Origin of the sequence: Burkholderia sp. 9777_1386 (assembly GCF_015712265.1) — a bacterium.
Taxonomy (GTDB): Bacteria; Pseudomonadota; Gammaproteobacteria; order Burkholderiales; family Burkholderiaceae; genus Burkholderia; species Burkholderia cenocepacia.
The window spans coordinates 102,125-122,655 of sequence record NZ_JACCQB010000006.1; the positions used below are offsets into that span (position 1 = coordinate 102,125).

A 20,531-nucleotide genomic window follows, 5' to 3' on the forward strand; every position below is an offset into this window, starting at 1 on the left:
GGAGGGCACCGCAATGGAAGCGATCTCCTACGAGCGCGCGACCGACGTCGCCGGCGCCGTGCACGCGGCGCAGCGGCCCGGCACGGCCTTCATCGGCGGCGGCACGAACCTGCTCGACCTGATGAAGGGCGGCGTCGCGCGGCCCGTCACGCTCATCGACATCACGCGGATCGCGGGCCTCGATACGGTCGATGCGTTGCCCGGCGGCGGTATGCGCATCGGTGCGCTCGTGCGCAACAGCGATGCGGCCGATCATCCGCGCCTGCGCGCCGGCTATCCGCTGCTGTCGCAGGCGTTGCTCGCCGGGGCGTCCGCGCAATTGCGCAACATGGCGACCGTCGGCGGCAACCTGATGCAGCGCACCCGCTGCCCGTATTTCTACGATCCCGCGTTCGCGCAGTGCAACAAGCGCGAGCCGGGCAGCGGCTGCGCGGCGATCGGCGGCCACAACCGGATGCACGCGATCCTCGGCGCCAGTCCGCACTGCGTGGCGGTGAACCCGTCGGACATGAGCGTCGCGCTCGCCGCGCTCGACGCCGTCGTGCAGGTGAGCGGCCCGCGCGGCGCACGGCAGATTCCGATCGCGTCGTTTCACCGCTTGCCGGGCGATCGTCCCGATCTCGACACGACGCTCGAACCGGGCGAGCTGATCACCGCGGTGGACTTGCCGCCGCCGCGCTTCGCCGACCATGCGCACTATCTGAAAGTGCGGGATCGCGCGAGCTACGCGTTCGCGCTGGTGTCGGTCGCGGCCGCCTTGCGGATGGACGGTCCGCACGTTGCCGACGCGCGGATCGCGCTGGGCGGCGTCGCCCACAAGCCGTTGCGGGCGCTGGAGGCGGAAGCGCATCTCGCGGGCCGCACGCCGACCGACGCGACGCTGCGCGAGGCGGCCGCGCTGGCGTTGCGCGATGCGCGGCCGCTCGACGGCAATGGATTCAAGGTCGCGCTCGCGCAGCGGGCGATCGTCCGTGCGGTCGCAACGGCAGCCGCCACGACGGGAGGTGTCGCATGAACACGTTGATGGGACAGCCGCTCGACCGTGTCGACGGCGTACTCAAGGTGACGGGCGGCGCGCACTACGCGGCCGAGTTTGCCGATGCGCGGCTCGCGCACGCGGTGCTCGTGACGAGCACGATCGCATCCGGGCGCATCGAATCGATCGATGCGGCGCGGGCCCGCGCGATGCCGGGCGTGCTGATCGTGATCACGCACGAGAACGCGATGCGGCTGCCCGACGGCGGCCGGCCGCCGCTGTCGCCGCCCGCCGGGCGCCGGCTCACGTTGTTGCAGGACGACACGGTGCGCTACAGCAACGAGCCCGTCGCGGTCGTCGTCGCCGAGACGCTCGAGCAGGCGACCGACGCCGCGAACGCCGTGCAGGTGCGCTATCGCGCGAGCGAGGCCGTGCTCGATTTCGCGCAGGCGAAGCACGGCGCGCGCGTGCCGCCGAAACAGCAGGGGCGTGCGATGGACACGCAGCGCGGCGACCTCGATGCCGGCCTGCGCGAAGGCGCGGTGCGCATCGACGCAACCTATACGACGCCGATGCAGCACCACAACCCGATCGAGCCGCACGCGACGATGGCGCGCTGGGACGGCCCGATGCTCACGCTGCACGATGCGACGCAGGGCGTGTCGGGCACGAGCGCGGCGGTGGCCGCGGTCTTCGGCATCGCACCGGAGCAGGTGCGCGTGATTTCGCCGTTCCTCGGCGGCGGCTTCGGCTGCAAGGGTTCGTCGTGGTCGCACGTGTCGTTGTGCGCGATGGCGGCGAAGCAGGTCGGGCGCCCGGTTCGGCTCGCGCTGACGCGGCCGCAGATGTTCGGCCCGGTCGGCGGGCGGCCGTTCACCGAGCAGCGCATCGTGCTGGCCGCGCGCCAGGACGGGACGTTGACGGCGATGCGCCACGACACGATCGCCACCACGTCGACGTTCGAGGACTGGATGGAGACCTGCGGGATGCCGTCGCGCATCCTGTACGCGGTGCCGAACCACGCGACCACGCACCGGATCGTGTCGCTGAACGTCGGCACGCCGACGTTCATGCGCGCGCCCGGCGAGGCGTCCGGCTCGTTCGCGCTGGAATCGGCGATGGACGAGCTTGCGTGGCGGCTCGGCATGGATCCGGTCGCGCTGCGGCTCGCGAATTACGCGGAAGTCGATCCGCAGGACGGCAAGCCATGGTCGAGCAACGCGCTGCGCGAATGCTACCGCGTCGGCGCGCAGCGCTTCGGTTGGTCGCGCCGAGCCGGCGCGCCGCGCACGATGCGCGACGGCGACACGCTGATCGGCCTCGGGATGGCGGCCGCCACGTATCCGGCGAACCGCAGCGAGGCGTCGGCGCGTGCGCGGATCTTGCCGGACGGCACGGCCGAAGTCGCGTCGGGCACGCAGGACATCGGCACCGGCACCTACACCGTGATGACCCAGGTCGCGGCCGATGCGCTCGGTTTCGCGCCGCGGAACGTGCGCTTCGTGCTCGGCGATTCCAGCCTGCCGCGCGCGCCGGTATCGGGCGGCTCGCAGTCGGCGGCGAGCGTGGCGCCGGCCGTGCGCGAGGCCGCGTGGCAGGCGCGCGCGAAGCTGATCGCGCTGGCGATCGCCGATCCGGGGTCGCCGCTGCACGGCGCCGCGGCCGATGACGTGACGGTCGACAACGGCTGGATCGTGCATCGCGGCGCGCCGTCGCGGCGCGATCCGGCCGCGGCGGTGCTCGCGCGCGCGGGCGGTCGACCGATCGACGCGCAGGCGACGACGAAACCGGGCGACGAGAAGTCGCGCTACGCGTCTCACTCGTTCGGCGCGGTGTTCGCGGAAGTGCGCGTGGACGCGGAGCTCGGCACGATCCGCGTCCCGCGCATCGTCGGCGTGTACAGCGTCGGGCGTCTGCTCAACGCGAAGACCGCGCGCAGCCAGTTGATCGGCGGAATGGTATGGGGACTGGGTACCGCGCTCGAGGAGGGTTCGCATCTCGACGTGCGCCACGGCCGCTTCACGAACGCGAATCTTGCCGAATATCACGTGCCCGTGAACGCGGACATCGGCGCGCTCGACGTGAGTTTCGTCGACGAAAGCGACACGCATTTCAATCCGCTCGGCATTCGCGGCATCGGCGAGATCGGCATCACCGGCGTGCCGGCCGCGATCGCCAATGCGGTTTATCACGCAACCGGCGTGCGGGTGCGCGACTTGCCGATCACGCTCGACAAGGTGGCGATGCCGACGCGTGCGTGAGCCGCGACGTCAGCGCCGCGGCGTCCTGCGCCGCACTTCGCTGCGCAGCCAGTCGAGCCAGGTGCGGATCGCCGCTTCGTGCGGATGGCCGGGGCGCCATACGACGTAGTGCGCATACACGTCGGCGATGCGCACCGTCGACACGCGCACGAGCGTGCCGTCCGCGAGTTCGGGCTCGATCAGCGAGCGGCGCGCGAGCGCGACGCCGCGGCCTTGCCGCGCCGCGTCGATCAGCGCGTTCGTATCGCTGAAACGGGGCGCGCGCGCGGATTCGGTGAGGTCGAGCCGCGCGGCCTGGAACCACGGTTCCCACGGTTGCGCGGGATGGCGCAGCAGCGTCGCGCGGACGAGGTCGGCCGGCGTGCGCGGGGCGATGCCGTCGCGATTGCGGTAGGCGGGGCTCGCGACCGGAAAGATCGTCTCGTTCATCAGCTTCTCGGCGACGACGCCGGGCCAGGTGCCAGGCCCGTAGCGCAGCGCGACGCCGATGCGGTCGCGCTTGCGCAGCGGCGCGAGCGCCACGTCCGGATGCAGCGCGATCGAGATGTGCGGATGCGCGGCGGAGAAGCGCGGCAGGCGCGGCGCGAGCCAGCGCTCGGCGACGCTCGGCAGCACGCTGACGTTCAGCGTCACGTCGCAGGTGCGCGGGCGGCGGCGCACCGCCAGCGCGGGTTCGAACGCGCGTTCGAGCACGCTCAGGCCCTGGCGAACCTGCAGTGCGAGGGCATGCGCGGCGTGCGTCGGCGTCGCGCCGTTGCGCTCGCGCGTGAACAGCGGATAGCCGAGCTGCGCCTCGAGCGCGCGGATGTGCTGGCTGACCGCGCCTTGCGTGAGCGCGAGCTCGTCGGCCGCGCGCGTGAAGCTCTGCAGCCGCACGGCGGTTTCGAACGCGCGCAGCGTCTGCAGCGGAGGGAGGTGGATGCGTCGCATACGGGTATTAGTAACACTAATGTCCGAGCACGACAATTCATCGTTTGCCGCGTATCGGTACGCGTTCCTACACTCGGTTCCGTCTTCCACAGCCCCATCGGGCCACACCGCCATGAACGCCTATCGTCTCTACCTTTCGCCGGGCGCCTGCTCGCTTGCCGCCCACATCGCGCTGGAGGAAACCGGCGCGCCGTTCGACGTCGAAATCGTGTCCGTGCGCGAACAGCAGAACCTCGAAGCGCGCTATCTCGCGATCAACCCGAAGGCGCGCGTGCCCGTGCTCGCGATTCCGGGCGAGCCGCGCGTGCTGACCGAAACGCCGGCGATCCTCACGTATCTCGCGCGCCGCTATCCGGACGCGCAACTGCTGCCGCTCGACGATCCGCTGCGCGAGGCGCGCTGCCACGAATGGCTCGCGTGGCTGGTCGGCTGGGTGCACGGCGTCGGGTATGGCGCGCTGTGGCGGCCGGGGCGCTTCATCGACGATCCGGCGCTGCACGGCGCGATCAGCGCGCATGGGCGCGGCACGATCGAGGCCGCGAACGCGTCGATCGAAGCCCTGCTGGCCGACGGGCGCACGTGGGCCGAGCCGGGCGCGCATTCGATCGTCGATCCGTTCCTGCTCGTGCTGTATCGGTGGGGCGTCGCGATCGGGCTCGACATGACGCGGCATCCCGCATGGACCGCTCATGCGCAGCGCGAGGCCGAACGGCCGGCCGCGCGGCGCGCGCTGGCGCGCGAGGCGGCCTGACGGGGGAGCGGGCGTCGCGGGTCCTTGCCGCGACGTCCGAGTGAAACGGGCGGCGGTTATTTCGCCGCGAACAGCGGATAGGTCGCGCCCGCGACCAGCGCGGCCGCGAGCCACACCACGCTCCACGAACTCGCGGCGAGCAGCGGCGGAATCGCGAGCGGCGTCGCGAACAGTCCGAGGTAGACGATCGTGTTCGCCATCCCGAGCGCGGTGCCCGCGTGGTTCGCGCCCGCGAGCGTCGCGAGCTCCGTGTACGCGACGCCATGCCACGCCGACACGCAGATGCCGGCGAACACGAGAATCGCGACGATCGCGGCGAGCGGCACATGCGGGCTGCCGGCCGTCGCCGCCGCGAGCAGCGTGAACGACCCGGCCGCGACGAACACGGAGCCGCGCAGGTACGCGCGTCGATTGCCGTGCCGGTCGGTATGGCGGCCGCTCCACACCCGCATCACCATCGCGCCGAGCTGCAGCGCGACCATCGCCGCGCTGATGCCGACCAGGCCGAGCCGGCCGAAGTCGTGCAGGAACACCGTCGCGAACGTGAGCACCGCGAATTGCGGCGCGCACAGCAGGCCGATGCCGAGCACGATGCGCCACACGGGGCCGCTCGCGAGCGGGTTGCGCGCGTGGCCGGCGGTCGGTGGCCGTTGGGCGATGCGGCGCGTCGCGACGGGCGCCGCGGCCGGCTCGGCAGGCGGTTCGTGCAGCCAGCGCCAGGTGAGTGCGGCCGATCCCGCACACAGCAGCATCAGCGCCCCGAACACCGCGGCGAAGCCGGCATGCGACGCGAGCGACGGCAGCAGCGCCGCGCCGAGGCCGCCGCCGAGCGGCACGGCCGTCTGGCGGATGCTCATCGCGAGCCCGCGTTCGCGCTCGCCGAACCAGCGCATCACCGCGCGTCCGCTCGAGCCGTTGACGCTGCCGCCGAGCAGGCCGACGCAGCACATGGCCGCGACGACCCGCATCAGCGGCGGCGCCGCGTGCGCGGTCGGGACGACCGTGCCCACCATCAGCGCGAGCATCGCGGCCGTCGCGACGAGCCCGGTCAGCAGCACGCGGCGGTCGCCGAAGCGGTCGGCGGCGATGCCCCACGGCAGCTCGGACAGCGCGACGCCGAAGCCGAGCGCGCCGAGCACGAGGCCGAGCGCGCCGTTGTCGAGGTGATAGGCCGAGCGCATCCACACGGCCGTGGTCGGAATGCCGGCCGCGGCGGCCGAAAAACTCATGTTCGCGGCGACGCCGGCGGCCAGCACGCGCCAGCGATGGGCCGGCCCGCGCACGTCGCGGGCTGGCGAAGCAGGAGAAACGATGCACGAAGTGTCCATGACGGCAGGCCCGGTTCGAAGTTGACGTCCACAGTCTGGCGGCCTACATTCATCCTGAAAATCGGAAAGTTTTTGATGAATCGTTCGATGAAACAGGATGGTTGAAATGCCAGGACAAGACCTGCCGCGCGACGGCGGCGAGCCGCTCGCGGGGGCCGATGCCGCGCTGGCGCGGCCCAACTTCGATGTCGCGGCGCTGCGCAGCCTCGTCGCGGGCGTGGATCTCGGCAGTTTCGCGAAGGCGGCCGACCGCGTCGCGCGCTCGTCGTCGGCGGTGAGCGCGCAGATCCGCAAGCTCGAGGAGCAGGCCGGCACGCCGTTGTTCGTGAAGGCCGGACGCGGGCTCGCGCTGACCGACGCCGGCAACGCGATGCTGCACTACGCGCGGCGGATGATCGAGCTGAACGACGAAGCGGCCGCGGCCGTGCGTGGCGTGAATCTCGACGGCTGGGTGCGCGTCGGGTTGCAGGAGGATTTCGGCGAAGCGATCCTGCCCGACGTGCTCGGGCGGTTCGCGCGTGCGCATCCGAAAGTGAAGATCGAGGCGCGCGTGGCGCGCAACGCCGATCTGCTCGACCGGCTCGACGCGAACCAGCTCGATCTGGCGCTCGTGTGGGGCGATCCGGCGTCGGCGGCGCTCGTGTCGCGGGCGGGGATCGACAGCGAAGCGATCGCGCAGGTGCCGATGCAATGGATCGGCGCGGCGGCGGGTGGTGGTGTCGGTGTGCCGGATGGCGGCGGGGATGCCGGCGTGACGGGCCGTGTCGACGAAACCGGCGGTCGCGCCGTGCACGCGACGGGCGAGCCGTTGCCGCTCGTCGTGTTCGACCGGCCGTGCCGGTTCTTCGGCGCGGCGACCGATGCGCTCGACCGCGCGGGGGTGCCGTGGCGCGTCGCGTTCACGACGCCGAGCCTGGCCGGGCTATGGGCGGCCGCGGCGGCCGGCCTCGGGCTGACGGTGCGCTCGCATTACGGGCTGCCCGCGTCGGTGCGCGTGCTCGATGCGGCGTCGTGCGGGCTGCCGGCGCTGCCTGGCCTGCCGCTGATCCTGCTGCGGCGCACGTCGTCGGCGACGCCGACGGTCGACCGGCTTGCGCGGATCGTGACGCAGGCGGTGCGGGGGGCGACGGGGGCGGAAGGCGCGGCGTTGGCGGCCTGACGACACATTCGCGATGGTCACTGCCGGTTATCCGACAGCCCCTCTGCCGATTGGCCGAATGGATCGATCGGGCGAACCTGACTACAGTGATGATCATCTGAAACGGAGGTCATCATGCAAAAAGCGAATGTTCCCGGTGCCGGCGCGATCGATCCTGCGCATCGGACGGATGGTTCGATCCGCAGTGACGGGGAACCCGCCGATCAGTCCGCGCCTGCCTCGCTACCCGTTCGGTTCGGGGTCCTGCAGGGACAGGTCCGGATCGCGGACGACTTCGATGCGCCGCTGCCCGATTATCTGCTGGATGCTTTCGAAGGACGGTGATGCGCCTGTTGCTCGATACGCACATCTTCCTGTGGATCGCGACCAACGATCCGAGGCTCAGCACGCGTGCGCGCAGACTGATCTCGGCTGCTGACGAACGCTTCGTCAGCAGCGCGAGCATCTGGGAGGCCGCCATCAAGGCCGGCCTTGGGAAGCTCGACATCGACGTTGGCGAGCTGATCCGCGCAATCAGCGCAAGCGGGATTCGCGAGTTACCGGTTCGCGCGTACATGGAGCCGCGGTGCGCGATTTGCCTCATCACCATCGCGATCCTTTCGATTGATTGCTGGTCGCGCAGGCGCGACATGAACCCCTTCGGCTTGTGACGGCCGACGCGCATCTGGCTCGGTATGACCGGTCCCTGGTTTTGACAGTTTGAAATAATCCGTCGGGGCGGGATTCATCTGCCGCCAGCGCCATGCGTGGTTTAGCGGCCTATGCCGTGGCGACGTCCGGCTCGATTGCTTCGAGCGCCGCGCAAAGCGCGTCCAACCGCGCTCGCAACCCTTCGCTCGCCGGCACGAACGGCAGCCGCAATCCGTCCTCGCACCACCCTTGCGCGGCGAGCACGGCCTTCACCGGCGCCGGGTTCGGTTCCGCGAACAGCGCCGCGACGAGCGGCTGCAGCGCGACCGACAGGCGCCGCGCATCGGCGAGCCGCCCGTCGCGCAGCCATGCGTGAATCCGCACATGCCAGTCGGGCAGCACGTGCGCGCTGCTCGCGATCGCGCCGTGCGCGCCCGCGCACATCGCCGCGAAGTTCTGGTTGTCGTCGCCGGACAGGATCGCGAGCGGCGTGTCGTGCACCAGCCGGCTCATCCGGTCGAGCGTGCCGCCGCATTCCTTGATGCCCGCGACGCGCGGATCGCGGGCGAGCGCCTGCAGCGTGTCCAGTTCGACGTTCACGCCGGTGCGGTACGGGATGTTGTAGACGAGCACCGGCAGGTCGGCCGCGTCGACGATCGCCTCGACATGGCGGCGGATGCCGTCCTGGGTCGGCCGCACGTAGACGGGCGGCGTGACGAGCAGCCCGTCCGGGCGCAGCGCCGCGAGTTCCCGTGCGCGGGCGGCCGCGAAATGCGTCGCGCTCGCGGTCAGCCCGACGACGATCGGCAGCCCGGGTGCCGCGTCGCGCAGCGTCGCGAACACCGCGTCCTGTTCGCGCGCGTCGAGCAGCACGCCTTCGCCGGTCGTCGCACCCGCGACGAAACCCGCGATGCCCGTGGCCGCATAGTGGCGCGCAAGCCGCGCGAGCGCCGCATGGTCGACCTCGCCGTGGTGGAACGGCGTGATGATCGGCAGCCAGATACCTTCGAAACGTGTGTTCATGCAAAACCTCAGGGTGGAAACGGAGTGGGAAGGAACCGTTCCGCCGGCGGTGTGCCGGAGCGAGGCGTGCGTGCAAGGAGAATGAAACGACCTGCGGGCATCCCGTCCGGCATTCGCCTGACGGGACGCGACGCCCCCGTCAGTCGAGGAGTCGTTTTTTCAGTTTCAGCCCGGCCGCGCGCGCACCTGCCGCGACGGCGGCGAGGATCGAGGGCGAGCGCAGGGTAGCGGACATGGATGAACCGTGAATGGGCTGAGCGGCGATCTTAACACCGGAGCGGCGGCGCGCGCGAGCCCCGGCCGCCGCTTAGCAGGATTCGAGATTTGCTTTCCACGACTGATTGGAAAGCGCGCCGCGCCCGGCCGCTAGAATGCCCGCTTACGTTTCGATGACAGCGCGTACGCGTGCGGTCACGCACATTCACCACCACTGGAAACGGGGCATATCACGATGGCAAGCATCAAGGGGATCGGCCGCTGGCTGCACACGGGCGCGGCGGCGGCGCTGGTCGTGGCGGCGACGGCCGCGCACGCGGACACGTCGATCCTGAACGTGTCGTACGACGTGACGCGCGAGCTGTACAAGGACATCAACGCGAGCTTTGCCGCCGCCTACAAGCAGAAGACCGGCGAGACGGTCACGATCAAGCAGTCGCACGGCGCATCGAGCGCACAGGCGCTGTCGGTGCTGCAGGGGCTGCAGGCCGACGTCGTGACGATGAACCAGCCGAACGACATCGACCTGCTCGCCGAGCGCGGCCAGTTGCTGCCGAAGGACTGGCGCGCACGCTTCCCGGACAACAGCTCGCCGTACTCGACGACGATGGTGTTCCTCGTGCGCAAGGGCAACCCGAAGGCGATCAAGGACTGGAGCGATCTCGCGAAGCCGGGCGTCCAGGTGATCATCGCGAACCCGAAGACGTCGGGCAACGGCCGCTATGCGTATCTCGCCGCATGGGGCTTCCAGAAGCAGAAGGGCGCGACCGACCAGCAGGCGCTCGACTTCGAGAAGGCGATCTTCCGCAACGTGCCGGTGCTCGATTCGGGCGGCCGCGGCGCGACGACGACGTTCACGCAGCGCGGCATCGGCGACGTGCTCGTCACGTTCGAGAACGAGGTCGCGCTGATGGACACGGGCGCATCGGGCGCGCAATTCGACGCGGTGTATCCGTCGGCGAGCATCCTCGCGGAGCCGCCCGTCGCCGTCGTCGACAAGGTGGTCGACAAGAAAGGCACGCGCAAGGTCGCGCAGGCGTATCTGGATTACCTGTACACGCCGGAAGCGCAGGAGATCATCGCGCAGCACCATCTGCGCCCGCGCGACGCGGCCGTGCTGAAGAAGCATGCGGCCGAGTTCAAGGCGCTGAAGACGTTCAGCGTCGAGCAGGTCTTCGGCAGCTGGGCGAACGCGCAGAAGACCCATTTCGCCGACGGCGGCACGTTCGACCAGGTGATCGTCGACCGGAAGTGAGCGCGGCGCGCACGACGCGCGCGCTCGCATGACGACGCAGCCGGCCGCTCCCGCGGCCGGCTTTTTTTGTGCCTGCGCGGCGGATTTCCGTTCCGAGCCGGCCCGCATTCCCGGCCGCCGCCGCGCGTGCTACGCTCATCGCCTCCCTGCAACCGGCGCCGCGCGATGAACGTCGATTCGTCCTCCCCAGCCTCCCGCGGCCGTGGCCGCAAGATCTGGTCGGGCACCCGCCCGGTGATCGCGTACGGGATGCCGCCGCTCGGCTGGCGCGACTTCTACCATCGCGCGCTGACGGTGAGCTGGCCGGTGTTCTTCCTGTCGCTTGCGGTGCTGTTCCTGCTGCTCAACGGCGGCTTCGCGACGCTCTATCTGCTCGGCCATGCGCCGATCGCGAACCAGTCGCCGGCGGGCTTCGGCGGCGCGTTCTTCTTCAGCGTCGAGACGCTCGCGACCGTCGGCTACGGCGACATGCATCCGCAGACGGTCTATGCGCACCTCGTCGCGACGTTCGAGATCTTCGTCGGGATGTCGGGCATCGCGCTGGCCACCGGGCTCGTGTTCGCGCGGTTTTCGCGGCCGCAGGCGAAGATCCTGTTCGCGCGCTACGCGATCGTGCGGCCGCTGAACGGCCGGATGACGCTGATGGTGCGCGCCGCGAATGCCCGCCAGAACGTGATTGCCGAGGCGCAGGCGAAACTGCGGCTGATGCGCGTCGAAGGCACGCACGAGGGCTACTCGCTGCGCAAGATTCACGACCTGCCGCTCGTGCGCAGCGAGCATCCGATCTTCCTGCTCGGCTGGAACCTGATGCACGTGATCGACGAGTCGAGCGCGCTGTTCGGCGAGACGCCCGAATCGCTCGCCGCGCGCGACGCGCAATTGCTGATCACGATCGAGGGCTCGGACGAGACTACCGCGCAGGTCATGCAGGCGCGTCATGCGTGGGCGCATGGCGAGATCCGCTGGCGCCACCGCTATGTCGACCTGATGCACGACGAGGACGGCATCACGCACATCGATTACACGCATTTTCACGAAGTCGTGCCGATCGACGTCGACACGGACGAGCGTGGTTCGCCGGGCGTGGTGATCGACGCGGACGCGTCGTCGCCGGGGCCCGCGGCGCAGGCGTGATCGAGGGCGGCGGGGCGCCGCCCGTTCGGGCGTCACGCGTGCAGCAGACGCGCCGCTTCGCGCTGTTCGATCGCGACCGCGCGGCGGAACGCGTCGCGGTCCTCGGCGCGCGCGACGTAGTCGCCGAGCACGCCTTCGTGCGGCAGCAGATGTGCGTCGAACGCGATCTTCAGCGTGCTGGCCAGCAGCAGGTCGGCCGCGGTGAAGCGGTCGCCGACGAGCCAGCGGCTGTGGGCGAGCGCTTGCGCGAGCGCGCGCTGCACGCGCGCGATGTTGCCCCAGCCGAACGCGACCGGATTGCCGGACGCGCCGGTGAATTTCTCGGCCATCGCCGGTTCGAGACAGGTCGGTGTGAAGAACATCCACTGAAGGAAACGGCCGCGCAGCGGATCGTCGGGCGCGACGCCGAGCCCGGCGCCCGGGCAACGGTCGGCGAGATAGAGCAGCACGGCGCCCGATTCGGCGAACGGCGCGCTGCCGTCGTCGAGCGCGGGCAGCTTGGCCATCGGGTTGACTTGCACGAACGCATCGCTGCCCTGCTCGTGCGAGCGCAGGTCGATCGGCACGAGTTCGTACACCACACCGAGTTCCTCGAGCATCCACAGCGCCCGGAATGCCCGGGTCTTCGGCCAGTAGTAGAGCTTCATCGCGCCTCCGCGTTTGGGTGCTGCTGTCGATCCGGTGGATGCTCAAGCGTACCCGAGCGCGGGAGGTTCGGACAGAGGAACCCGGCCAGGGCGCCGGTCGGTTGCGTGTGCCTGATTCGGTGCGCGGGAGCACGGTTGAACCGGGCGAAATGCCTCGTGAAGCCTTAGGCGCCGGGAGTTCAATGAATGACTAGTTATTCATAAACTAGTTATAAAAATAGAGAGGTCTCAACGCAAATCCGCATCGTTACGATGCGCCCGGCCGCATTCCGCCGTACCCGCGCATACTGCAACGCGATCGTCCGGCTGCGACCGGAAATGCGCCACGTACCGCCGCAACAACGAGGAGACACATCACGCATGACAAACGACGATCGCACCACGTTCGTTCCGCGCAGAACGCCCGAATCGGCGGCCATGGTGGCCGAGGTCAGACGGGCGATGGCGATCACCGCGCGGCTCAACCGCCTGACGTTCGACGATGCGGCCGACGTGCGCGCATTGTTCGGTGAACTGATCGGCACGCAGGTCGACGACGGCTTCGTGCTGATCCCGCCGTTCCATGCGACCGGCGGCACCGGCATGAAGCTCGGGCGCAACGTGTTCGTCAACCAGAACTGCACGTTCTACGATCTGGGCGGACTCGAGATCGGCGACGACGTGATGATCGGCCCGAACGTCAGCCTGATCACGTCCGGTCATCCGGTCGAACCTTCGCGGCGGCGCGATGGCGTGGTCGCGAAGCCGATCGTGATCGAACGCAACGTGTGGATCGGCGCGGGCGCGACGATCATCGGCGGCGTGACGATCGGCGAGAACGCGGTCGTCGCGGCCGCGGCCGTCGTCACCCGGGACGTGCCGCCGAATACGCTGGTCGGCGGCAATCCGGCGAAGGTCATCCGGTCGATTGCCGAATAACGTCGTCCGGGCGCGCGTGCCGGTGCGGTGAGGCGTCGTCGAACGAATGTGGACAACCCGTCGCCCCAGCCACTCGAAACGCTGTGCATCTGAATGGTGAGCGTGCCGCCGAGGCCGCCCGGACAAGCCCTCCGGGCTTTCCGCTGCTTTCGTCCAACCACGCCTCCGCCGAACGGCGGATGAAAATCCGGTCGCGTACGGGTTGTGGATATCCGCGCCGCGAAACGACTCGGCGCGCTGTGGTTTTCACAGGTGAGGGTGACCGGATGCGGCGCGATAGATGACGCAGGTTGTGGACAACTCGCGGCAAGACGAAGCGAAATGCTGTGAAATTCGATGGTGAGTGTCGCGCCCGATCACGCGGGGCGCCTGCACCGGCGCGGGTTTCGCGCCGTTTGCCGCGGTTCGGCGCGCCGCGCATTCTAGCCGACTGTCGCGAGCGCGTGACTGCCGCATACGTGCCCGGGGACGTATGCATCCGGCTCCGGCCCCAATCGAAGGGCTGTGCATTCTAACGGTGAGCGCCGGCGCGTGGTTCGCAACATGCGGGTTTCGGTGCGCGTCTTCGCCTGTTCGCGGGACTCGACGCATCGTGTAACCCAACGGTGAATCTGGACCCTTGATCTGCGCGCAGCGCGCGAAGAAGCGGCAGCTCGACCGATGAAGCCACGCGAAGCACCGTCCGTGTCACCCTTGGACGCGAGGTTGCGAGCGAGGCGTCTACGCATTCCCGTGTGGATATCCGGCCGCCGAAACGACTCTCGCCACTGTGACTTTCGACGGTGAGCATCGGCGCTTCGTCGGGCGCGGTGCTGCTTCCGGTACGGATTGCCGGTCGCCGATGGGTTTCGACGCGTGCATCCTCCGTCGATCCAGGCACATTCGTCCATGTGGATATCCGGTTCCCGGGACCACTCGAAGCGCTGTGTTTTTCGACGGTGAGGGTGCGCGCCAGGCCGGCGCGCAACGCTGGTCCGGGCGTGGAAAACTGTCGCGGCAACCACTCGAAGTCCTGTGTATTTCAACGGTGAGGGTGAAGCGATAGTCCCTCGACCGGCGTATTCCGGCGCGACCGTCCGCCGGACGGACGTACTCGCGCGCCTGTGTATCCGACCGGTGAGGGCGAGCAGCCGAGCGACGAAATGCGCGGGCTCCAATGTGGATATCCGCCCACAAACCGACTCGCCGCGCTGTGAATTTCAACGGTGAGCGTCGGCCTCCGAGCGCCCTGCATGCCGATTCCGGAGGTGGACATCCCGCCCCCGACGCCACTCGAAACGCTGTGCAATCGAACGGTGAGCGCGCTTGCCCGACCGGCCGAAGGACGCGTCGTTGTGGACATCCGCCGCCACCGACCAATCGGAACGCTGTGCATTTCGACGGTGAGCGTGACGTCCCGATGCCGCCGAAACCCTTGCCGCTCGGGGTTCGAGCGCCCTCCACCCGGCTGGCGGCGAGCGTTGCGGCACGCACCGGCTTTTCTGCCGAACCACTCGACCGCCCTGACGCGCCGCCCGTCACGCTCCCGCCACCCGCGCGAAAACTCTCTCAAATCACGGCAAAAAGCTGCGCAGTTTTTCTCGCCACGGGCCGGTCCGCGCAAGATGAGAAAAAACATTCTCGCCGGCGCGCGAAAAAATAGAGCCATTCGCTGCCGGCACCCGCGCGTCATCCGACGCTCCGCCGCGCACGGCCCAGAACAGCACAATCCGGAGACATCCCCTCATGACCGCCCGCCTGCCCGTCGACGGCACGCCTGCCCTGTCCGACTACCGCCTGACCGACAACCTGACCGCGACGCGCGGCCGGATCTTCCTGACCGGCACGCAGGCGCTGATTCGCCTGCTGCTGATGCAGCGCACGGTCGACACCGAACAGGGGCTCAACACGGCCGGTTTCGTCAGCGGCTATCGCGGCTCGCCGCTCGGCATGGTCGACCAGCAGCTGTGGAAGGCGAAGAAACTGCTCGACACCAGCGGCGTGCGCTTCCTGCCGGCGATCAACGAGGAACTCGGCGGCACGGCCGTGCTCGGCACGCAGCGGGTCGAGGCCGACCCCGAGCGCACGGTCGAGGGCGTGTATGCGATGTGGTACGGCAAGGGCCCGGGCGTCGATCGCGCGGGCGACGCGCTGAAGCACGGCAACGCGTACGGTTCGTCGCCGCACGGCGGCGTGCTGGTCGTCGCGGGCGACGACCATGGCTGCGTGTCGTCGTCGATGCCGCACCAGAGCGACTTCGCGATGATGGCGTGGCACATGCCGGTCGTGAACCCGTCGAACATCGCCGACATGCTCGAATTCGGCCTGTACGGCTGGGCGCTGTCGCGCTACTCGGGCGCGTGGGTCGGCTTCAAGGCGATCTCGGAAACGGTCGAGTCGGGCTCCACCGTCGACCTCGATGCGTTGCAGACGCGCTGGCCGGCGCCGGCCGGCTTCACGCCGCCGGCGGGCGGCCTGCACAACCGCTGGCCCGACCTGCCGAGCCTCACGATCGAGGCGCGCCTCGCCGCGAAGCTCGACGCGGTCCGCCATTTCGCGCGCGCCAACAGCATCGACAAATGGATCGCGCCGAGCACCCACGCGAACGTCGGCATCGTCACCTGCGGCAAGGCGCACCTCGACCTGATGGAGGCGCTGCGCCGCCTCGACCTGACGGTCGCCGATCTCGACGCGGCCGGCGTGCGGATCTACAAGGTCGGCCTGTCGTATCCGCTCGAAATGACGCGGCTCGAGACCTTCGTCGACGGGCTGGCCGAAGTGCTGGTGATCGAGGAGAAGGGTCCGGTCATCGAGCAGCAGATCAAGGACTACCTGTACAACCGCACCGAAGGCGCGCGCCCGCGCGTGCTCGGCAAGCACGACGCGGCCGGCGGGTGCCTGCTGTCGGAGCTGGGCGAGCTGCGCCCGTCGCGCATCCTGCCGGTGTTCGCCGACTGGCTCGCGCGGCACAAGCCGGCGCTCGACCGCCGCGAGCGCGTCGTCGATCTCGTCGCGCCGCAGATCCTGTCGAACGAGGCCGACGCGGTGAAGCGCACGCCGTACTTCTGCTCGGGTTGCCCGCACAACACGTCGACGAAGGTGCCCGAAGGCTCGATCGCGCAGGCCGGCATCGGCTGCCACTTCATGGCGTCGTGGATGGAGCGCGACACGACGGGCCTGATCCAGATGGGCGGCGAGGGCGTCGACTGGGCCGCACACGCGATGTTCACGAACACGAAGCACGTGTTCCAGAACCTCGGCGACGGCACCTACTTCCACTCGGGCATCCTCGCGATCCGCCAGGCGGTCGCCGCGAAAGCGAACATCACGTACAAGATCCTCTACAACGACGCGGTCGCGATGACGGGCGGCCAGCCGGTCGACGGCAGCATCTCGGTGCCGCAGATCGCGCGGCAGGTCGAGGCGGAAGGCGTGTCGCGCTTCGTCGTGGTGTCCGACGAACCGGAGAAGTACGACGGCCATCACGGGCAGTTCCCGACGGGCACGACGTTCCATCACCGCAGCGAACTCGATGCGGTGCAGCGCGAATTGCGCGAGACGCCGGGCGTCACCGTGCTGATCTACGACCAGACCTGCGCGGCGGAGAAGCGCCGCCGCCGCAAGAAAGGCGAATTCCCCGACCCGGACAAGCGCCTGTTCATCAACGACGCGGTCTGCGAAGGCTGCGGCGACTGCGGCGTGCAGTCGAACTGCCTGTCGGTCGAGCCGCTCGAGACGCCGCTCGGCCGCAAGCGCCGCATCGACCAGTCGTCGTGCAACAAGGACTATTCGTGCGTGAACGGCTTCTGCCCGAGCTTCGTGACGGTCGAAGGCGCGGCGTTGAAGAAGGCCGCCGGCGCCGCGTTCGACGAAGCGGCGCTCGCCGCGCGCGTCGACGCGCTGCCGGTGCCGGCGACGCATCTGGATGCCGCGCCGTTCGACATGCTCGTGACGGGCGTGGGCGGCACCGGCGTCGTGACGGTCGGCGCGCTGATCAGCATGGCCGCGCATCTCGAAGGCAAGAGCGCGTCGGTGCTCGACTTCATGGGCTTCGCGCAGAAGGGCGGCTCGGTGCTGTCGTTCGTGCGGATCGCGTCGAGCGACCGCTGGCTGAACCAGGTGCGCATCGACACGCAGCAGGCCGACGTGCTGCTCGCATGCGACATGGTGGTCGGCGCGAGCGCCGAGGCGCTGCAGACGGTGCGTCACGAGCGTTCGCGGATCGTCGTCAACACGCACCGGATCCCGAACGCGTCGTTCGTGCAGAACCCCGACGCGAACCTGCATGCGGACGCACTGCTCGAGAAGATGCGCCACGCGGCCGGCGACGGCTACCTGTCGAGCTGCGACGCGCAGGCGCTCGCGGCGAAGTTCCTCGGCGATTCGATCGGCGCGAACATCCTGATGCTCGGCTACGCATGGCAGCTCGGCCTCGTGCCGGTGTCGCTCGCCGCGATGATGCGCGCGATCGAGCTGAACAACGTCGCGGTGCCGATGAACAAGCTCGCGTTCTCGATCGGCCGGATGGCGGCCGGCGACGCGGCGGGCCTCGATGCGTTGTGGAACGCGCGCCATACGGTGGCCGTCCATGCCGCGCCGGAGACGCTCGCCGAACTGATCGCCGATCGCGAGGCGCGCCTCGACGCCTACGGCGGCGCGCGCTACGTCGAGCGCTACCGGGCGCTGGTGAGTGCGGCGCGCGCGAAGGGCGACGACACGCTGACGCGCGCGGTCGCGACGACGTTCTACCGGCTGCTCGCGGTGAAGGACGAATACGAAGTCGCGCGGCTGTACACGGACGACGCGTTCCGCACCGCGCTCGAAGCGCAGTTCGAAGGCGTGCCGGGCCAGGCGTACCGCGTGAAGTTCAACCTCGCGCCGCCGACGGTCGCGAAGGCCGGCAGCGACGGCAGCACGCCGAAGAAGCGCGTGTTCGGCCAGTGGATGTGGCCGGTGCTCGGCCTACTGGCGCGCGTGCGCAGCCTGCGCGGCACGTGGCTCGATCCGTTCGGCCGCACCGTCGAGCGCAAGATGGAGCGCGCGCTGGCCGACGACTACGAGACCACGCTCACGCGCGCGTTCGCCGCGATGACCCCCGGCAATGCGACGCAGGTCGCGCAACTGGCCGACCTGCACGCCCGCGTGCGCGGCTTCGGTCACGTGAAGGTGCGCAACCTGGCCGGCGTGAAGCGCGCGGAACGCGAGCTCGCGTTGCAGCTCGGCATCGACGCGGCGACGAGCGCGGCCGTGCAGCACGCGCTCGACGAGATGAAGGGCGCGGGGATGCTGAAGGGGATTCCGGTCGTCGTCGCAAAGTAACGCGAACGCGAGTGGATGCGAAAACGGCGACGCGGGTGCGTCGCCGTTTTTTCATGCACGCCGGTTGCCGCGCGCAGGCCGTTGCAGGCCCGTCAAAGAATGCCTTTCTTGCGCGTCGACAGCGCGGTTTCCGACAGGTCGATCTCGCGAATCAGCTTCGTCAGCGTCTCGTCGGAAATCTTGCTGTCGCTGCGCAGCCGGTACAGCGCCGAGCGCTCCGCGCGCACGGCCGCGATCCGCATCTGCAGCTCCATCGTTTCGGCCTGCTTCGCTTCCGCGCGCGGCGTGGGGCCGTCCTCGGCCAGCGCGGCGAGCCGGCGGCGATACTGGTCCATCACGCGTGCGGAGATGTCCGCGCAGCGCGCCGCGCCCGATTCGTCGAGATCGGCCGAAATCGCGTCGTGCGACGAATCGATCGCGCGGATCGCGGCCTGCGCGGCGGCCGAGCGCGCGGTGCGCTCCTCGTCGCCGAGCGGGTTGCGCGACGAGCGCACGCCGCGCAGCAGCAGCGGCAGGCCGATCACCGCGACGATCAGCGAGCCGAGGATCACGGCCGACGCGATGAAGATCGCGGTGTCGCGGCCGGGCAGCGGCGCGCCGTCGGACAGCGCGACCGGGATCGACAGCACGCCGGCGAGCGTGACCGCGCCGCGCACGCCGCCGACCGTCATCACTGCGATCGTGCGCACGCCGGCCATCGTGCCGGCGAGGCCCTGGCGCGCGGCGCGGCGGCTCGCGAACCAGCGCAGCAGCCATACCCACAGGAAGCGGATCGCATACAGCGCGAGCATCATCGCGCACACGTTGAAGATCATGCGGCCGACCAGCGCGTCGCTCGTATGGTGCGCGTCGACGAGCGCGCGGCCGATGATGTGCGGCAACTGCAGCCCGAGCATGATGAACACCATGCCGTTGAACACGAACTCGATCATCGCCCACGTGCTTTCGGCGCGCACGCGCGACGCGACGGTGCTTTTGCGCGAGAAGCTCGTGTAATTCATCATCATCCCGGCCGACACGGCCGCGAGCACGCCCGACAGGTCGAGGTGCTCGGCGAACAGGTAGGCCGCGAACGGCACCAGCAGCGTCATCACGATGCCGGGCGCCGGGTCGCCTTCCTGTTCGGCGTTCAGGAAGCGTGTCGACAGCGCGCTGAACAGCCAGGACACGATCGCGCCCGTCGCGAGCCCGCCGGCCGCGACGATCACGAACGTGACCGACGCGGCGCGCAGCGAGAACACGCCGGTCAGCGCGGCCGCGATCGCGAACTTCAGCGCGACGAGGCCCGACGCGTCGTTCATCAGCGCCTCGCCTTCGAGGATGTGCATCAGTTGCGGCGGGATGCGACCCTTGCCGGCGATGCCCGACAGCGCGACCGCATCGGTCGGCGACAGCACGGCCGCGAGCGCGAACGCGATCGGCAGCGGTAACTCGGGAATCAGCCAGTGGGCGAAGTAGCCCACTGCGAGTACCGTCATGAACACGAGCCCGAACGCGAGCATCAGGATCGCGCGGCGCTGCAGGTATAGCTCGCGTTTCGGAATCCGCCAGCCGTCCGCGAACAGCAGCGGCGGAATGAACAGCAGCATGAAGATCTCGGGATCGAACGTGACGTGCAGGTTCAGCTTCGGCCACGCGAGCATCGCGCCGAACGCGATCTGCATCAGCGGCAGCGGCAGTTGCAACGGCAGGAGGCGCGTGACGGCGCCGGACAGCGCGACGGTCAGCAGCAGAATGAGGACGGTGAAGACGATTTCCATCGATACGGCGGATAGGCAGAATGAAACGATCGTACGGAGTGTAGCGTGCCGACGTGACGGATGCGCTCGAACGGGCGGTGCGTGCGCACGGAAATGGTGCATCGACGGCGCGCCACGGTGGTGCGGCAGCCCGGCGCGACCCTGCGGCGCACGGGTCATGCGCACCGTGCACGGAGCTTGCTTGAGGGAGAGCAGCCGCCCGGCCCGCGCCGGGCAACCGAGGGTCCAACCATGACATTGCGCGC

At 69.5% G+C, this 20,531-nt stretch carries 14 protein-coding genes and 1 pseudogene; 10 read left to right on the forward strand and 5 right to left on the reverse strand.

All coding sequences use genetic code 11. The features are described 5' to 3' along the window. The first annotated feature begins 13 nt into the window (after positions 1-13). Both H0X91_RS07485 and H0X91_RS07490 read left to right on the forward strand, forming a co-directional pair. Positions 14-1,015: an FAD binding domain-containing protein gene (locus H0X91_RS07485; protein ID WP_058901863.1), complete on the forward strand. Its 1,002-nt coding sequence runs from the start codon at positions 14-16 to the stop codon at positions 1,013-1,015. Then, complete coding sequence (locus H0X91_RS07490; RefSeq protein WP_062884278.1) at positions 1,012-3,237, forward strand: xanthine dehydrogenase family protein molybdopterin-binding subunit; 2,226 nt, start codon at positions 1,012-1,014, stop codon at positions 3,235-3,237. Before H0X91_RS07485 ends, H0X91_RS07490 begins: the two co-directional genes overlap by 4 nt. A gap of 9 nt (positions 3,238-3,246) precedes the next feature. On the opposite strand, the gene H0X91_RS07495 is transcribed toward H0X91_RS07490, so the two are convergent. After that, a complete protein-coding gene (locus H0X91_RS07495; RefSeq protein ID WP_062911146.1) occupies positions 3,247-4,167 on the reverse strand; it encodes a LysR substrate-binding domain-containing protein in 921 nt (306 codons plus the stop codon). A gap of 112 nt (positions 4,168-4,279) precedes the next feature. Between H0X91_RS07495 and H0X91_RS07500 the strand changes: the two genes are divergently transcribed. Continuing rightward, complete coding sequence (locus H0X91_RS07500; RefSeq protein ID WP_006493377.1) at positions 4,280-4,918, forward strand: glutathione S-transferase family protein; 639 nt, start codon at positions 4,280-4,282, stop codon at positions 4,916-4,918. Positions 4,919-4,974: 56 nt separating this feature from the next. Here the strand turns inward: H0X91_RS07500 and H0X91_RS07505 are convergent, their stop codons facing one another. Then, positions 4,975-6,246, reverse strand: a complete 1,272-nt coding sequence (locus H0X91_RS07505; protein WP_058901860.1) for an MFS transporter — start codon at positions 6,244-6,246, stop codon at positions 4,975-4,977. Between the two features lie 106 nt (positions 6,247-6,352). Here H0X91_RS07505 and H0X91_RS07510 point away from each other — a divergent pair, with 106 nt between their 5' ends. The 3 genes and pseudogenes from H0X91_RS07510 to H0X91_RS07520 all read left to right on the forward strand — a co-directional run bounded on the left by H0X91_RS07510 (position 6,353) and on the right by H0X91_RS07520 (position 8,108). Then, on the forward strand, positions 6,353-7,405 hold the full coding sequence (locus tag H0X91_RS07510; protein ID WP_006495456.1) for a LysR substrate-binding domain-containing protein: 1,053 nt from the start codon (positions 6,353-6,355) through the stop codon (positions 7,403-7,405). Between the two features lie 114 nt (positions 7,406-7,519). Next, positions 7,520-7,729 (forward strand): hypothetical protein, encoded by a 210-nt coding sequence (locus tag H0X91_RS07515; RefSeq protein WP_006484075.1) that lies wholly within the window; start codon positions 7,520-7,522, stop codon positions 7,727-7,729. Then, positions 7,729-8,108: pseudogene (locus H0X91_RS07520) on the forward strand (type II toxin-antitoxin system VapC family toxin). Before H0X91_RS07515 ends, H0X91_RS07520 begins: the two are co-directional and overlap by 1 nt. Before the next feature lie 56 nt (positions 8,109-8,164). Here the strand turns inward: H0X91_RS07520 and dapA are convergent. After that, complete coding sequence (dapA, locus tag H0X91_RS07525) at positions 8,165-9,058, reverse strand: 4-hydroxy-tetrahydrodipicolinate synthase (protein ID WP_034201295.1); 894 nt, start codon at positions 9,056-9,058, stop codon at positions 8,165-8,167. A gap of 451 nt (positions 9,059-9,509) precedes the next feature. Between dapA and H0X91_RS07530 the strand changes: the two genes are divergently transcribed. Together H0X91_RS07530 and H0X91_RS07535 are read left to right on the forward strand one after the other, a co-directional pair. After that, the gene (locus tag H0X91_RS07530) at positions 9,510-10,529 is read left to right on the forward strand and encodes a sulfate ABC transporter substrate-binding protein (RefSeq protein WP_006484066.1); all 1,020 of its coding nucleotides are present in this window, start codon (positions 9,510-9,512) and stop codon (positions 10,527-10,529) included. A 165-nt stretch (positions 10,530-10,694) separates the two neighbouring features. Further along, positions 10,695-11,663 carry an ion channel gene (locus H0X91_RS07535; RefSeq protein WP_006484077.1) on the forward strand — a complete coding sequence of 323 codons (969 nt, stop codon included), beginning with the start codon at positions 10,695-10,697 and terminating at the stop codon, positions 11,661-11,663. A gap of 32 nt (positions 11,664-11,695) precedes the next feature. On the opposite strand, the gene H0X91_RS07540 is transcribed toward H0X91_RS07535, so the two are convergent. Next, positions 11,696-12,310 (reverse strand): glutathione S-transferase family protein, encoded by a 615-nt coding sequence (locus H0X91_RS07540; RefSeq protein WP_006484065.1) that lies wholly within the window; start codon positions 12,308-12,310, stop codon positions 11,696-11,698. A gap of 360 nt (positions 12,311-12,670) precedes the next feature. On the opposite strand from H0X91_RS07540, the gene H0X91_RS07545 reads away from it, so the two are divergent. Beyond that, complete coding sequence (locus H0X91_RS07545; protein WP_048984858.1) at positions 12,671-13,228, forward strand: DapH/DapD/GlmU-related protein; 558 nt, start codon at positions 12,671-12,673, stop codon at positions 13,226-13,228. Between the two features lie 1,725 nt (positions 13,229-14,953). Then, positions 14,954-18,526: an indolepyruvate ferredoxin oxidoreductase family protein gene (locus H0X91_RS07550; RefSeq protein ID WP_060263669.1), complete on the forward strand. Its 3,573-nt coding sequence runs from the start codon at positions 14,954-14,956 to the stop codon at positions 18,524-18,526. A 92-nt stretch (positions 18,527-18,618) separates the two neighbouring features. On the opposite strand, the gene H0X91_RS07555 is transcribed toward H0X91_RS07550, so the two are convergent. Further along, positions 18,619-20,286 (reverse strand): Na+/H+ antiporter, encoded by a 1,668-nt coding sequence (locus tag H0X91_RS07555; protein WP_043204969.1) that lies wholly within the window; start codon positions 20,284-20,286, stop codon positions 18,619-18,621. Between the last annotated feature and the right edge of the window lie 245 nt (positions 20,287-20,531).

Coding starts and splice junctions, on each gene's coding strand:
- H0X91_RS07555 (WP_043204969.1), bottom strand. CDS start 20,286: ATGGAAATCGTCTTCACCGTCCTCATTCTGCTGCTGACCGTCGCGCTG.
- H0X91_RS07485 (WP_058901863.1), top strand. CDS start 14: ATGGAAGCGATCTCCTACGAGCGCGCGACCGACGTCGCCGGCGCCGTG.
- H0X91_RS07495 (WP_062911146.1), bottom strand. CDS start 4,167: ATGCGACGCATCCACCTCCCTCCGCTGCAGACGCTGCGCGCGTTCGAA.
- H0X91_RS07535 (WP_006484077.1), top strand. CDS start 10,695: ATGAACGTCGATTCGTCCTCCCCAGCCTCCCGCGGCCGTGGCCGCAAG.
- H0X91_RS07545 (WP_048984858.1), top strand. CDS start 12,671: ATGACAAACGACGATCGCACCACGTTCGTTCCGCGCAGAACGCCCGAA.
- H0X91_RS07500 (WP_006493377.1), top strand. CDS start 4,280: ATGAACGCCTATCGTCTCTACCTTTCGCCGGGCGCCTGCTCGCTTGCC.
- H0X91_RS07530 (WP_006484066.1), top strand. CDS start 9,510: ATGGCAAGCATCAAGGGGATCGGCCGCTGGCTGCACACGGGCGCGGCG.
- H0X91_RS07540 (WP_006484065.1), bottom strand. CDS start 12,310: ATGAAGCTCTACTACTGGCCGAAGACCCGGGCATTCCGGGCGCTGTGG.
- H0X91_RS07515 (WP_006484075.1), top strand. CDS start 7,520: ATGCAAAAAGCGAATGTTCCCGGTGCCGGCGCGATCGATCCTGCGCAT.
- dapA (WP_034201295.1), bottom strand. CDS start 9,058: ATGAACACACGTTTCGAAGGTATCTGGCTGCCGATCATCACGCCGTTC.
- H0X91_RS07510 (WP_006495456.1), top strand. CDS start 6,353: ATGCCAGGACAAGACCTGCCGCGCGACGGCGGCGAGCCGCTCGCGGGG.
- H0X91_RS07490 (WP_062884278.1), top strand. CDS start 1,012: ATGAACACGTTGATGGGACAGCCGCTCGACCGTGTCGACGGCGTACTC.
- H0X91_RS07505 (WP_058901860.1), bottom strand. CDS start 6,246: ATGGACACTTCGTGCATCGTTTCTCCTGCTTCGCCAGCCCGCGACGTG.
- H0X91_RS07550 (WP_060263669.1), top strand. CDS start 14,954: ATGACCGCCCGCCTGCCCGTCGACGGCACGCCTGCCCTGTCCGACTAC.